This window comes from Streptomyces sp. NPDC048590, from assembly GCF_043199535.1.
Classification (GTDB): Bacteria; Actinomycetota; Actinomycetes; order Streptomycetales; family Streptomycetaceae; genus Streptomyces.
Genome location: NZ_JBICWC010000001.1, coordinates 1,009,424 through 1,022,411 on the forward strand (window position 1 = coordinate 1,009,424; position 12,988 = coordinate 1,022,411).

Consider the following 12,988-nt stretch of genomic DNA (forward strand, 5'->3'; position numbering starts at 1 on the left):
TTCCCGCGCGTCCCCGGCCCCGCGTGCCCGGGCGTCTCACCCCCGCAGTACGAGCGCCCGCCCCGCCACCACCAGCAGCACCTGTTCGCACTCGTCGGCGAACGCGGCGTTCAGACGGCCCAGTTCGTCCCGGAAACGCCGCCCGGAGGCCGTGGCCGGCACCACGCCCGAGCCCGCCTCGTTGGTCACAGCGACGACCGTACGACGCGTCCCGCGCACCGCGCGGACCAGTTCGGCGACCCGGCCGCGGAGCTTCTCCCGGCCGCCGTCCGCCCAGCTGGAGTCGTCCCAGGCGTCCACGCGGTCCATTGCGTCCGTCAGCCAGAGCGAGAGGCAGTCGATCAGCAGCGGCGGACCGTCCTGCTCCAGAAGTCCCGTCAGTTCGCAGGTCTCCTCGGTGCGCCAGGCGGCCGGCCTGCGCTCCCGGTGGAGCCCGATCCGTGCCTCCCACTCGGAGTCCCCCGAGCGGTGGCCGCCCGTCGCGACGTACACCACCTCGGGGAAGGTCTCCAGCCGGCGTTCGGCCTCGACCGACTTCCCGGACCGCGCCCCCCCCGTGACCAGGGTGCGGCGAGGCACCTCGGGTACCTCGTGGAAGGCGCCCACCGGCAGCGTCGTCCCGTCCGGAACGGCCCGCGCCCCGCCTGCGGCGAGCCTGCGGTCCAGCTCCGCGCCGGGCGGGGCGTCGTGGTCCAGATGTACGGCGATCACCTCCGTGGTGGGCACGACGGCCCCCACCGCCCGCAGGCGCGCCACGGTGTCGGGCCGCCCCGTCACATCGCAGACGACCATGTCGAACGGCTCAGACACCGGCTCGGCGAGACCGGCGGGGGACGCCCCCGGCGGCAGATAGAGCAGGCGCTCGCCCTCGGGCGAGGTCACCTCGTAGCCGGTGCCGGGGGCGTCCATCGCGACGGCCCGGACCCGGTGCCCGCTGATCAGCGTCAACTCCTGTCCGTGCGGGACACGGCCGGCCGGCGGGAGCGAGTCGGGAACCTCCACCGCGGGCCCGTCGTGCGGGTGGGTGAGCAGCACCTGCCGCACCCCGGACAGCGAACGACCCGCCCGGGCGGCGGCGAAGACCGCGCCGGGGGTGAGGTCCAGCAGCAGCGCGTCGTCCACGAGCAGCGCGGTCGCCGCCCGGGCCTCCGTACCGCGGGCGGACGCGCAGACGGCGCAGGGACATTCGGGCCGCGGCAGCCCGTCGGGGGCTCCGGTGCCGAGCAGTGTCAGTTCCACGCTCTGATCCTCCCGTGTCCATCAACCACCTGCGCGCCCGGGACACCCACTAGTCTTCGGGGAGCAACGCGACCCAGGAGGCGGACATGGCGTGGACGTGGCGGTTCGAGAAGTCCGACGGTACGGAGACGGAGCCGGCTCTGCAGCCGGAGGAGTTCACGACCCAGGGGGACGCGGAGTCCTGGATCGGGGAGTTCTGGAAGGAGCTCCTCGAAGGAGGCGCGGACCAGGTGACGCTCTTCGAGGACGCGACGAAGATCTACGGCCCGATGAGTCTCCAGGCCGACTGAGGCCCCTGGTGCCCGCCCGGGAGCCCGGGCGGGCCACCGTGTGTTCTCCCGCCTCGTCAGATCTCGCCCAGGGTGACCTCGGCCGTCCTCTGCGAACCGCCCCGGGTGTACGTCACCTTGACCTTCTGACCGGGCTTGTCGCCCGCCAGGGCCTCCGAGAGCGAGGTGATGGTGGTGATCCTGTCGTCACCGATCCGGGTGATGACGTCCCCGACGCGCAGACCCGCGTCGGACGCGCCGCCCCCCTTCTCGACGCTCACGATCGCGACGCCCGCCGGCTTGTAGTCGTCGTCGACCACGGTCCTGCCCGTGATGTTGAGCGCGGCCCTGCCGGAGTCGGTGACCTTGCCGGACTTGATGATCTGGTCCGCCACCGTCCGCACCATCGAAACCGGGATGGCGAAACCGATCCCGGGGGCCGCGCTGTCACCCAGCTGAGGGTCGGTCGCCGCCAGTGTGGGGATGCCGATCACCTCGCTGTCGAGGTTCACCAGCGCGCCGCCGCTGTTGCCCGGGTTGATGGCCGCCGAGGTCTGCACCATGTCGGCGAGCGTCGCCCCGGTGCCGCCGCCCGAGCGGCTCTCGCTGACGGTACGGCCCACCGCGGAGACGATGCCCTGCGTGACGCTGCTGGACAGGCCGAGCGGTGACCCCATCGCGAGGACGATCTGCCCCACCTCGACCTCGTCGGTGTTCCCGAACTCCGCGGCCCGCAGCCCGTCGGGCACGTCGTCGAGCTTGACGACCGCGAGGTCCTGCTCCGGGTAGGTGGAGACCAGGGAGGCCTTGAGCTCCTTCTCACCCGTGGCGACGCTGACGTCGAACGACTTCTCGTCGCCGACCACATGAGCGTTGGTGACGATGTGCCCCTTGTCGTCATAGACGATGCCCGAGCCGAGTCCGTCCCCGGCGGCGATCTGCACCACGGAGGGCAGCACGTCCTTGATGACGGCCTGGTACCGGTCCTCGAGCTCGCCCGTGGCACGCGACACCACCGCCTGCTCCGAGGAATCTGTGTCCGGCTCGGGGCCCGGCCCGGCGCAGCCGCCGAGGAGGGCGGCCGCGCAGAGGGCGGCGAGGGGGAGGAGGGAGCGGCGTACCCGGCGCGGGAAGGGCTGTGCGTCCATTTCCGGAGTATCACCGGCGGCCGGACCCACCGGCCCGTGGAGCTGGGCCGATCAGGCGTACGCCCGCGGCGCGGTCAGCCGCGTACGCCGCACAGGTGCAGCAGCGCCGCCACGCTCCGGTACGGATCGGTACGTCCGGCCCGGTCCTCGGCGTCGAAGATCCGCGCCAGTTCCTCGGGGCCGGGCAGCTCCGCCTCGTTGCTCACGTCGTCCGTGAAGACGCGCACGCCGTACCAGGCGTGCAGCGGGGCTGCGATCCCGGCGAGGGTGGCACGCAGCGCCACGAGCCGGTCGGCCCGGACGTCGAGACCCAGCCGGTTGGTGTAGGTGTCCGTGTCGAACGCCGCCAGGGCCGCGGTGAAGTCGCCCGCCGCCGCCGGCCGCATCGCCAGCGCGTCGGCGTTCCGTACGAGCAGGGAGAGCAGCCCTCCGGGCGCCAGCATCCTGGCCAGCCCGGCCAGCAGCGGATCCGGCTCGGGGACGTACATCAGCACGCCGTGGCAGAGCACGACGTCGAAGCTGCCGGGAAGGAAGTGCACCCCGGTCTCGCGCCCGTCGCCCTCGATGAGCCGCACCCGCTCACGGATGCCCTCCGGCTCACCGGCGAGGGCCTCGCGGGCGCCGCTCAGCATCTCGGCGTCGGACTCGAGGCCGGTCACGGTGTGACCGGCCCGCGCCAGCCTGAGCGCCTGGGTGCCCTGGCCCATTCCGACGTCGAGCACCCGCAGCCGCCGCCCCACCGGGAAGCGGGCGGCTATCTGCTCGTCCAGCTGACGGGCGACGAGCTCCTGGCGGACCGTGTTGCGCAGTCCGCCGAGGCCGCCCAGCCAGCGGGAGGAAACCCCCGTGAAGCCGGAGGTCTCCTGGCTCAGGGCCGCTCTCCGCGCTTGACCTGCGGCTTCGGGAGACGCAGACGGCGCATCTGGAGCGTACGCATCAGGCCGTAGGCCACCGCTCCACGCTTCGGGGTGTCGGGGAAGCGCTGGGCGAGCTGCCGCTTCAGGCGGAACGCGAGCCCGATCGAGTCGACGACGATCAGCACGATCACGCCGAGCCAGAGCAGCAGCGAGATGTTCTGGATGTTCTGGACCTGGATCACGCTGAGGATCAGGATGATCACCGCGAGCGGCAGGAAGTACTCCGCGATGCAGAAGCGCGAGTCCACGAAGTCACGGACGAAGCGCCGCACGGGCCCCTTGTCACGGACCGGCAGATAGCGCTCGTCGCCCGACGCGAGAGCCTCACGCTGGCGGGCCATGTCCGCACGGCGCGCCTCGCGCTGGCGCTTGGCTGCCTCCTTGCGGTCGAGCGGCGCACCGCTCGAGGCTCGACGGCGCTGCGTCTGGGCGTCGCTGCGCTTGGGGGTGGGGCGACCCTTGGGAGCCTCAGGGTCGCGGGGCTGCTTGGAGAGGTCCGCCGTCACCTTGCCGGTGGGGGCCTTCTCTTCCTTGGAACGGCTACGGAACACAAAACCCAAGGGTACGGGGTCGCCCCGGAGTAACGGGGACCGGCCGGGAACGATCCGGCAACGGCCGACGGCGTGAAAGCGCCCCGACAGGGGCAGAACGGACGCCGCCGGTGTGATCCCCGGGGTTCCTCTACTCCCTGGGCGGGAGTGATCACCGTTCGCAGTCGTCCTTGCGGAGGAGCGCATCCGCGTCCGAACAGTGCGGTAATGGAGGCAGGGCCCGTACTGTGGGTTCTGTTGGAGTGCTGGAGCTCAGTCCGTCAGAAGGGGGCGCGCGAAGCCCATGAGCGGTGTCATGAAGCGTATGGGAATGATCTTCCGCGCGAAGGCAAACAAGGCCCTTGACCGGGCCGAGGATCCGCGCGAGACCCTCGATTACTCGTACCAGAAGCAGCTCGAACTGCTGCAGAAGGTGCGCCGCGGCGTCGCCGACGTGGCGACCTCGCGCAAGCGGCTCGAGCTGCAGCTGAACCAGCTGCAGGGGCAGTCGTCCAAGCTGGAGGACCAGGGCCGCAAGGCCCTCGCGCTCGGCCGTGAGGACCTGGCGCGCGAGGCGCTGTCGCGCCGTGCCGCCCTCCAGCAGCAGGTGACGGACCTGGAGACGCAGCACCAGACGCTGCAGGGCGAGGAGGAGAAGCTCACCCTCGCCGCCCAGCGCCTCCAGGCCAAGGTCGACGCCTTCCGCACCAAGAAGGAGACGATCAAGGCCACCTACACCGCGGCCCAGGCGCAGACCCGGATCGGTGAGGCCTTCTCCGGCATCTCCGAGGAGATGGGCGACGTCGGCCTGGCCATCCAGCGGGCCGAGGACAAGACCCAGCAGCTCCAGGCGCGCGCCGGGGCGATCGACGAGCTGCTCGCCTCCGGCGCCCTCGACGACCCGTCCGGCACGGCCAAGGACGACATCGCCGCCGAGCTGGACCGGATCTCCGGCGGCTCGGACGTGGAGCTGGAGCTGCAGCGGATGAAGGCCGAGCTGGCGGGCGGTTCCGCCGGGCAGCAGCAGGCCATCGAGGGCGGTGCACAGGACGGGGCACAGCAGCCGCAGCAGTCCCCGCACAAGTTCGACAAGCAGTGAGGGTGACGTCATGATCGTACGGATCATGGGGGAGGGCCAGGTCGAACTGGCCGACAGTCATCTCGCCGAGCTGAACAAGCTGGACGAGATCCTCCTCGCGGAGATGGAGAGCGGTGACGGACCCGGCTTCCGTACCACCCTCCACGCTCTTCTGGACAAGGTGCGCGAGCTCGGCTCGCCACTCCCCGACGACTCCCTGGAGCCGTCCGAACTGATCCTGCCGTCACCCGACGCCACCCTCGAAGAGGTGCGCTCCATGCTCCGCGACGACGGGCTGATCCCCGGCTGACCGGCCCGACCGCTCCGCACTCCCCACCGTGCCCCGCCCGGCCCCGCCGCGCGGGGCACGGTGCTGCCGGCCTCCGGGCCGCCCACGAGCACCCGGCCCGGCCACGCGGTGCCGACCGTCCGGCGGCCCTGCCGCCCCACGGACCCCGCCCGCCCCGTGACCGTTCCCGGACGCCGTCCGTACCGTGCCGTCGACGGCACGCCGTACCGTTTCCGACGTGACCATCCTCCCGACCGGGCTCGTGCGCCCTCGCCGCTGGCTGCGCGGCCACCCCCTGATCTTCGACGGGGCTCTCGCCGCGGTGGTGTTCACCTGCATGCTCTGCGCGTCGTTCGCCGAGCCGGGGCCCGGCCACAGACTGGTCATCGGCAGCCGGACGCCGGAACCGTCCAGTGTGGTCCTCATGGTGCTGGCCGCCGGAGCCCTCGTGCTGCGCCGGCGGAGGCCCGTCGCGGTGCTCGCCGTGACGGGGGTGCTGTCCACCGCCGAGTTCCTGTTCGTGGACCCGCCCGCACCCGTCGTGGTGAGCGCCGTCGTCGCCCTGTTCACCGTCGCGGCCAGCACCGACCGGCCCACCACCTGGCGGCTCGGCCTGCTCACCATGGCCGTGCTGACGGTCGCCGCCATGGCGGTCGGCTCGGCACCCTGGTACAGCCAGCAGAACGTCGGTGTGCTCGCCTGGACGGGTCTGGCGGGGGCCGCCGGTGACGCGGTCCGCAGCAGACGTGCCTTCATCGACGCCATCAGGGAGCGGGCCGAACGCGCGGAGCGGACCCGGGAGGAGGAGGCCCGTCGCAGGGTCGCCGAGGAACGGCTGAGGATCGCCCGGGACCTGCACGACGTGGTCGCCCACCACATCGCCCTGGTCAACGTGCAGGCCGGGGTGGCGGCGCACGTGATGGACAAGCGCCCGGACCAGGCGAAGGAGGCACTCGCCCATGTACGCGAGGCCAGCCGCTCCGCCCTCGACGAACTGCGCGCCACGGTGGGGCTGCTCCGTCAGTCCGGGGACCCCGAGGCGCCCACCGAACCCGCCCCGGGGCTTGCCGTCCTCGGAGCCCTCCTCGACACGTTCCGCAACGCCGGGCTCCCGGTCGAGGTGGCGTGCACCGACCCGGACAGCCCGCTGCCCGCGGCGGCCGACCTCGCGGCCTACCGGATCATCCAGGAGGCCCTGACCAACGTACGCAAGCACGCCGGTTCCGGGGCGAAGGCCGAGGTGAGCGTCGTACGGGTCGGAGCCACGGCGGAGATCACCGTGCTCGACGACGGCGGGGGAGCGGATCCGGGCCCGGCACCGACCGGCGGCGGGGGGCACGGGCTGATCGGCATGCGTGAGCGCGTCACCGCGCTCGGTGGCACCCTCACGGCGGGCCCCCGCTACGGAGGCGGATTCAGGATCCATGCGATCCTGCCGGTCACGTCCCGCACGGGCGCACCGGAGGCGACGGGCGGGGCGGCGACGACGGGGGGAAGCGTATGACGCCCATCAAGGTGCTGCTCGCGGACGACCAGGCACTGCTGCGCAGCGCCTTCCGGGTGCTGGTCGACTCCGAACCCGACATGCGGGTCGTCGGCGAGGCCGCCGACGGGGCGCAGGCGGTCGCCCTCGCCCGCACGACCGGCGCCGACGTGGTGCTGATGGACATCCGGATGCCGGGCACGGACGGGCTGACCGCCACCCGGATGATCAGCGCCGACCCCGGCCTGGCGGACGTACGGATCGTCATGCTCACCACCTTCGAGGTGGACGAGTACGTCGTACAGGCCCTGCGCGCGGGTGCCTCCGGATTCCTCGGCAAGGGCGCCGAGCCGGACGAGCTGCTCAACGCGATCCGCGTGGCCGCGGCCGGAGAGGCACTGCTCTCACCGGCCGCGACCAAAGGTCTCATCGCGTCCTTCCTGGCCCAGGGCGGCGGCTCCGACGGCGACTCCGGCTCCACCCGCTACTCCGAGCGCCTCGCCGCGCTCACCGGCCGGGAACGCGAGGTCCTCGTCCTGGTGGCGGGCGGGCACTCGAACGACAGGATCGCCGAGCGGCTGGCCGTCAGCCCCCTCACGGTCAAGACCCATGTGAACCGTGCGATGGCGAAACTCGGTGCGCGTGACCGTGCCCAATTGGTCGTCATTGCCTACGAATCGGGCCTGGTCCGTCCCCGGGTGGACTGACGGGTGGAGACCCGGCTACTCCAGCTGCGGTAGGCGCGGGATAAAAAGGCAACCCGGGGGCCGAGGATTTCGCCCGGGAAACCGGTGATCGTGTAGGCGGGCGGGTTGTGTCCCAGCGATCGCCGGGCCGGTGATCGCCCAGCAGCCCCCCGTCTTCCGCGTACGCCACAGAAGAGAGACCCACCCATGTCCTGGCTGTCCAGATTCAGCCTCGCGCAAAGGGCGCTGATCGGGCTGATCTCGATCGTCGCGCTCGTCTTCGGAGCGATAGCGATCCCGCAGCTCAAGCAGCAGCTGCTGCCCACCATCGAACTCCCGATGGTGTCGGTGCTGGCGCCCTATCAGGGTGCGTCCCCCGACGTGGTCGAGAAGCAGGTCGTCGAGCCTCTCGAGAACTCCATCAAGACCGTCGACGGCGTCGAGAGCGTCACCTCGACCGCCAGCGAGGGCAACGCCGTCGTCATGGCGAGCTTCGACTTCGGTGACGAGGGCACCAAGCAGCTCGTCGCCGACATCCAGCAGGCCGTCAACCGCGCCCGCGCACAGCTGCCCGAGGACGTCGATCCGCAGGTCATCGCCGGTTCGACGGACGACATCCCGACCGTCGTCCTCGCCGTCACCTCCGACAAGGACCAGCAGGCGCTCGCCGACCAGCTGGACCGCACGGTCGTCCCCGCGCTCGAGGACATCGAGGGCGTGGGCCAGGTCTCGGTCGACGGTGTCCAGGACCTCCAGGTCTCGGTCGTCCCCGACGCGAAGAAGCTCGCGGCCGCGGGGATGAACGCGGGCTCGCTGGCCAAGGCCATCGAGGCCGGCGGCGGCACCCTTCCGGCCGGCTCCTTCTCGGAGTCGGGCAAGAGCCGCACCATCCAGGTGGGCGGCTCCTTCACCTCGCTCCGTCAGATCGAGGACCTGAAGGTCTCCGCGGCCGACCCGGGCACGGGCAAGGCGGGGAAGCCGGTGCGCGTCGGTGACGTCGCCACGGTGAAGCAGGAGCCCGCCACCGCGGTCTCCCTCACCCGTACGAACGGCAGGCCGAGCCTCGCCGTGATGGCGACGATGGACAAGGACGGCAGCGCCGTCGCCATCTCCGACGCCGTCCAGGACAAGCTGCCCGGGCTGCGCAAGGACCTCGGCGCCGGCGCCGAGCTGACCGTGGTCTCCGACCAGGGCCCCGCGGTCTCCAAGGCCATCTCCGGCCTGACCACCGAGGGCGCGCTCGGCCTGCTCTTCGCGGTCGTGGTCATCCTCGTCTTCCTCGCCTCCATCCGGTCGACGCTGGTCACCGCGGTGTCCATCCCGCTCTCCGTCGTCCTCGCGCTCATCGTGCTCTGGACCCGCGACCTGTCGCTCAACATGCTCACGCTCGGCGCGCTGACCATCGCGATCGGCCGCGTCGTCGACGACTCGATCGTGGTCCTGGAGAACATCAAGCGGCACCTCGGATACGGCGAGGAGCGCCAGTCGGCGATCATCACCGCGGTCAAGGAGGTCGCCGGAGCGGTCACCTCGTCCACGCTCACCACCGTCGCGGTGTTCCTGCCGATCGGACTCGTCGGCGGCATGGTCGGCCAGCTCTTCGGCTCGTTCTCCCTCACCGTCACGGCCGCCCTGCTGGCGTCCCTGCTGGTCTCGCTGACCGTGGTCCCGGTCCTCTCGTTCTGGTTCCTGAGGGCCCCCAAGGGGACCGACGCCGACCCGGACGAGGCGCGCCGCAAGGCCGAGGAGAAGGAAGCCGCGAGCCGCCTCCAGCGGATCTACGTCCCGGTGCTGCGCTTCGCGACGAAGCGGCGCGTCACCAGCATCGTGATCGCGTTCGTGGTCCTGTTCGGCACCTTCGGCATGGCACCCCTGCTGAAGACCAACTTCTTCGACCAGGGCGAGCAGGAGGTCCTCTCGATCAAGCAGGAGCTGACCCCCGGCACGAGCCTGGACGCGGCCGACAAGGCCGCACGGAAGGTCGAGAAGGTCCTCGCCGCCGACGACGGCGTGGAGGACTACCAGGTCACCGTCGGCTCCTCCGGCTTCATGGCCGCGTTCGGCGGGGGCACGGGTGCCAACCAGGCCTCCTACCAGGTCACCCTCAAGGACTCGGCGGACTTCGAAGCCACCCAGGAGCGGATCGACAAGGCCCTCGGCGAGCTCGACGGCATCGGCGACACCACGATCGCCGCGGGCGACGGCTTCGGCAGCCAGGACCTGAGCGTCGTGGTCAAGGCCGCCGACTCCGACGTCCTCGAGAAGGCCTCCGAAGCGGTGCGCGGTGAGGTGGCGAAGCTCAAGGACGTCACCGACGTGCAGAGCGACCTGGCACAGAGCGTCCCGCGCATCTCGGTCAAGGCCAACGACAAGGCGGCCGACGCCGGATTCGACCAGACCACCCTCGGCGCGGCGGTCGCCGGAGCGGTCAGCGGTGTCCCCTCCGGCAAGGTGATCATGGACGACACCGAGCGTGACGTCCTGGTGAGGTCGGCCCGCCCGGCCGCCACCATGGCCCAGCTGAAGGCCCTGCCCCTCGGCCCGGTGACGCTCGGGCAGATCGCCGACGTGAAGCTCGTCCCCGGACCGGTCTCGATGACCCGGATCGACGGGCAGCGCGCGGCCACGATCACCGCCAAGCCGACCGGCGACAACACGGGTGCGGTCAGCGCCTCGCTCCAGACGAAGATCGACGCCCTGGACCTCCCGGACGGCGCCACCGCGACCATCGGCGGTGTCTCCGAGGACCAGAACGACGCCTTCATGAAGCTGGGTCTGGCGATGCTCGCGGCGATCGCGATCGTCTTCATGCTGCTGGTGGCCACCTTCAGGTCGCTCGTCCAGCCGCTGATCCTGCTGGTCTCCATCCCGTTCGCGGCGACGGGCGCCATCGGCCTGCTGGTCGCCACCGGCACCCCGATGGGCGTTCCGGCGATGATCGGCATGCTGATGCTCATCGGCATCGTGGTCACCAACGCGATCGTGCTGATCGACCTGATCAACCAGTACAGGGATCAGGGCATGGGCGTGGTGGAAGCAGTGATCGAAGGCGGACGCCACCGTCTGCGTCCGATCCTGATGACCGCACTGGCTACGATCTTCGCGCTGCTCCCGATGGCGCTCGGCGTCACCGGCGAGGGCGGATTCATCTCCCAGCCGCTGGCGGTCGTGGTGATCGGCGGTCTGATCACCTCCACGCTGCTCACGCTGCTGCTGGTCCCGACGCTCTACGCGATGGTCGAGCTCCGCAAGGAGCGCCGTGCGAAGAAGAAGGCGGCCAAGCGCGAGGCGAAGTCCGGCGAGGCCACCGAGCCGACGCGGGAGACGTCCTCCGAGGAGCCGGAGCCCGCGAAGGCCTGACCCCCGGGCCGGTCACGCACGAGGGCCCCGGGAACCATCCGTTCGGACGGTTCCCGGGGCCCTACGCGTACTGCGGCCGGGATGCCTACGGCAGAGCGAGCATCCGCTCCAGCGCCAGCTTCGCGTACTTCTCGGTCTCCGGGTCCACCTGGATGCGGTTGATCAGCTTCCCCTCGGCCAGCGACTCCAGCGTCCAGACCAGGTGCGGCAGGTCGATCCGGTTCATCGTCGAGCAGAAGCACACCGTCCGGTCGAGGAAGACGATCTCCTTGTCCTCCGCGGCGAATCGGTTCGCCAAGCGGCGGACCAGGTTGAGCTCGGTACCGATGGCCCACTTGGAGCCAGCCGGGGCGGCCTCCAGGGCCTTGATGATGTACTCCGTCGAGCCCACGTAGTCCGCGGCCGCCACGACCTCGTGCTTGCACTCCGGGTGCACCAGCACGTTGACGCCGGGAATCCGCTCGCGGACGTCCTCGACGGACTGGACCGAGAAGCGCCCGTGCACCGAGCAGTGCCCGCGCCACAGGATCATCTTCGCGTCGCGCAGTTCCTCGGCGGTCAGTCCGCCGTTCGGCTTGTGCGGGTTGTAGAGGACGCAGTCCTCCAGGCTCATCCCCATGTCACGGACGGCCGTGTTCCGGCCCAGGTGCTGGTCCGGCAGGAAGAGCACCTTCTCGCCCTGCTCGAAGGCCCATTCCAGAGCCCGCTCAGCGTTGGACGAGGTGCAGATGGTCCCGCCGTGCCGGCCGGTGAAGGCCTTGATGTCGGCGGAGGAGTTCATGTACGAGACCGGCACGACCTGGTCGGCGACACCCGCCTCCGTCAGCACGTCCCAGCACTCGGCGACCTGCTCCGCGGTGGCCATGTCGGCCATCGAGCAGCCGGCGGCCAGATCCGGGAGGACGACCTTCTGGTCGTCGCCGGTCAGGATGTCCGCCGACTCGGCCATGAAGTGCACACCGCAGAAGACGATGTACTCGGCGTCGGGACGCGCGGCCGCGTCCCGGGCCAGCTTGAACGAGTCGCCGGTGACGTCCGCGAACTGGATGACCTCGTCGCGCTGGTAGTGGTGGCCGAGCACGAAGACCTTGTCCCCGAGCTTCTCCTTGGCCGCGCGGGCCCGCTCCACCAGGTCCGGGTCGGACGGGGAGGGCAGGTCGCCGGGGCATTCGACCCCGCGCTCGCTCCGGGGGTCGGCCTCACGGCCGAGCAGCAGAAGGGCGAGGGGTGTCGGCTGGACATCCAGGGGCTGGGCGGTGGTCACGACACGCACCCTTTCTTTTACGCGAAACGCCTTTTCGTCTAATTGACGCTATCTATCATAGCCGCTTCGTGTCAGCTTGACGATGCCGATAGCGTCGATGTGACGCATCCCGCCGCCCGCACGGTGTGCGAGCATGAAGGGAACAGACACGCGCCTGGCCCGGAATGAATCCGCGGCCCCGATGGTTGGACCGTCGGCAAGCAGTCCGAACAACCCGGGAGAGAAGCAGATGTCCGTATCGGACGAGACCACCACCGTGAGCGACGGCATCCTCCTGTCCGACGCCGCCGCAGCCAAGGTCAAGGCCCTGCTCGAGCAGGAGGGCCGTGACGACCTCGCGCTGCGCGTCGCCGTCCAGCCCGGAGGCTGCTCGGGCCTGCGGTACCAGCTCTTCTTCGACGAGCGCTCGCTCGACGGGGACGTCGTGAAGGACTTCGACGGCGTCAAGGTCGTCACCGACCGGATGAGTGCCCCGTACCTGGGCGGCGCCTCCGTCGACTTCGTGGACACCATCGAGAAGCAGGGCTTCACGATCGACAACCCGAACGCCACGGGCTCCTGCGCCTGCGGCGACTCCTTCAGCTGAACCCCGAGTCGTGGGGCCGGGCGCGGGGGGGGGGGGGGCGGGGGCCGCCCCCCCCCCCCCGGCCGGGGGGGCGGGCCCCGCGGCCCCCGCCCGGCCCCCCGCCCCCCCCCGCCCCCCCCCCCCCCCCCCCCCCGCGCGC

12 protein-coding genes are annotated in these 12,988 nt (G+C 71.1%); 7 read left to right on the forward strand and 5 right to left on the reverse strand.

The genetic code is table 11. The features are described 5' to 3' along the window. Window positions 1–36: 36 nt before the first annotated feature. Complete coding sequence (locus tag ACGFNN_RS04375) at window positions 37–1,239, reverse strand: bifunctional adenosylcobinamide kinase/adenosylcobinamide-phosphate guanylyltransferase (protein WP_393552831.1); 1,203 nt, start codon at window positions 1,237–1,239, stop codon at window positions 37–39. 86 nt (window positions 1,240–1,325) lie between these two features. Between ACGFNN_RS04375 and ACGFNN_RS04380 the strand changes: the two genes are divergently transcribed. Next, entirely contained in the window at window positions 1,326–1,529 is a 204-nt protein-coding gene (locus tag ACGFNN_RS04380; protein WP_099176312.1) for a hypothetical protein, read from the forward strand. A 56-nt stretch (window positions 1,530–1,585) separates the two neighbouring features. On the opposite strand, the gene ACGFNN_RS04385 is transcribed toward ACGFNN_RS04380, so the two are convergent. The 3 genes from ACGFNN_RS04385 to ACGFNN_RS04395 form a co-directional block, all read right to left on the reverse strand. Further along, complete coding sequence (locus ACGFNN_RS04385) at window positions 1,586–2,656, reverse strand: S1C family serine protease (protein WP_393552834.1); 1,071 nt, start codon at window positions 2,654–2,656, stop codon at window positions 1,586–1,588. 74 nt (window positions 2,657–2,730) lie between these two features. Further along, complete coding sequence (locus tag ACGFNN_RS04390; protein WP_393552927.1) at window positions 2,731–3,465, reverse strand: class I SAM-dependent methyltransferase; 735 nt, start codon at window positions 3,463–3,465, stop codon at window positions 2,731–2,733. A 59-nt stretch (window positions 3,466–3,524) separates the two neighbouring features. Beyond that, window positions 3,525–4,124 (reverse strand): DUF3043 domain-containing protein, encoded by a 600-nt coding sequence (locus ACGFNN_RS04395; protein WP_362674642.1) that lies wholly within the window; start codon window positions 4,122–4,124, stop codon window positions 3,525–3,527. Window positions 4,125–4,419: 295 nt separating this feature from the next. On the opposite strand from ACGFNN_RS04395, the gene ACGFNN_RS04400 reads away from it, so the two are divergent. From ACGFNN_RS04400 to ACGFNN_RS04420, 5 genes are all read left to right on the forward strand, one after another. Beyond that, window positions 4,420–5,202 (forward strand): PspA/IM30 family protein, encoded by a 783-nt coding sequence (locus ACGFNN_RS04400; protein WP_362674643.1) that lies wholly within the window; start codon window positions 4,420–4,422, stop codon window positions 5,200–5,202. Between the two features lie 10 nt (window positions 5,203–5,212). Next, window positions 5,213–5,491 carry a hypothetical protein gene (locus tag ACGFNN_RS04405; protein WP_362555841.1) on the forward strand — a complete coding sequence of 93 codons (279 nt, stop codon included), beginning with the start codon at window positions 5,213–5,215 and terminating at the stop codon, window positions 5,489–5,491. Window positions 5,492–5,708: 217 nt separating this feature from the next. After that, window positions 5,709–6,974 (forward strand): histidine kinase, encoded by a 1,266-nt coding sequence (locus tag ACGFNN_RS04410; protein ID WP_393552838.1) that lies wholly within the window; start codon window positions 5,709–5,711, stop codon window positions 6,972–6,974. Next, a complete protein-coding gene (locus ACGFNN_RS04415; RefSeq protein ID WP_393552841.1) occupies window positions 6,971–7,660 on the forward strand; it encodes a response regulator in 690 nt (229 codons plus the stop codon). Before ACGFNN_RS04410 ends, ACGFNN_RS04415 begins: the two co-directional genes overlap by 4 nt. A 186-nt stretch (window positions 7,661–7,846) precedes the next feature. Beyond that, window positions 7,847–10,999 carry an efflux RND transporter permease subunit gene (locus ACGFNN_RS04420; protein ID WP_393552844.1) on the forward strand — a complete coding sequence of 1,051 codons (3,153 nt, stop codon included), beginning with the start codon at window positions 7,847–7,849 and terminating at the stop codon, window positions 10,997–10,999. Window positions 11,000–11,084: 85 nt separating this feature from the next. Here the strand turns inward: ACGFNN_RS04420 and nadA are convergent, their stop codons facing one another. After that, the gene (gene nadA / locus ACGFNN_RS04425) at window positions 11,085–12,272 is read right to left on the reverse strand and encodes a quinolinate synthase NadA (protein ID WP_393552847.1); all 1,188 of its coding nucleotides are present in this window, start codon (window positions 12,270–12,272) and stop codon (window positions 11,085–11,087) included. A gap of 220 nt (window positions 12,273–12,492) precedes the next feature. Here nadA and ACGFNN_RS04430 point away from each other — a divergent pair, with 220 nt between their 5' ends. Then, a complete protein-coding gene (locus tag ACGFNN_RS04430; protein ID WP_018103583.1) occupies window positions 12,493–12,849 on the forward strand; it encodes an iron-sulfur cluster assembly accessory protein in 357 nt (118 codons plus the stop codon). The last annotated feature ends 139 nt before the right edge of the window (window positions 12,850–12,988 follow it).

Excerpts from the sequence above, each read along its gene's own strand:
- ACGFNN_RS04380 (WP_099176312.1), top strand. The coding sequence starts at position 1,326 with ATGGCGTGGACGTGGCGGTTCGAGAAGTCCGACGGTACGGAGACGGAG.
- ACGFNN_RS04385 (WP_393552834.1), bottom strand. The coding sequence starts at position 2,656 with ATGGACGCACAGCCCTTCCCGCGCCGGGTACGCCGCTCCCTCCTCCCC.
- ACGFNN_RS04400 (WP_362674643.1), top strand. The coding sequence starts at position 4,420 with ATGAAGCGTATGGGAATGATCTTCCGCGCGAAGGCAAACAAGGCCCTT.
- ACGFNN_RS04405 (WP_362555841.1), top strand. The coding sequence starts at position 5,213 with ATGATCGTACGGATCATGGGGGAGGGCCAGGTCGAACTGGCCGACAGT.
- ACGFNN_RS04415 (WP_393552841.1), top strand. The coding sequence starts at position 6,971 with ATGACGCCCATCAAGGTGCTGCTCGCGGACGACCAGGCACTGCTGCGC.
- ACGFNN_RS04420 (WP_393552844.1), top strand. The coding sequence starts at position 7,847 with ATGTCCTGGCTGTCCAGATTCAGCCTCGCGCAAAGGGCGCTGATCGGG.
- ACGFNN_RS04430 (WP_018103583.1), top strand. The coding sequence starts at position 12,493 with ATGTCCGTATCGGACGAGACCACCACCGTGAGCGACGGCATCCTCCTG.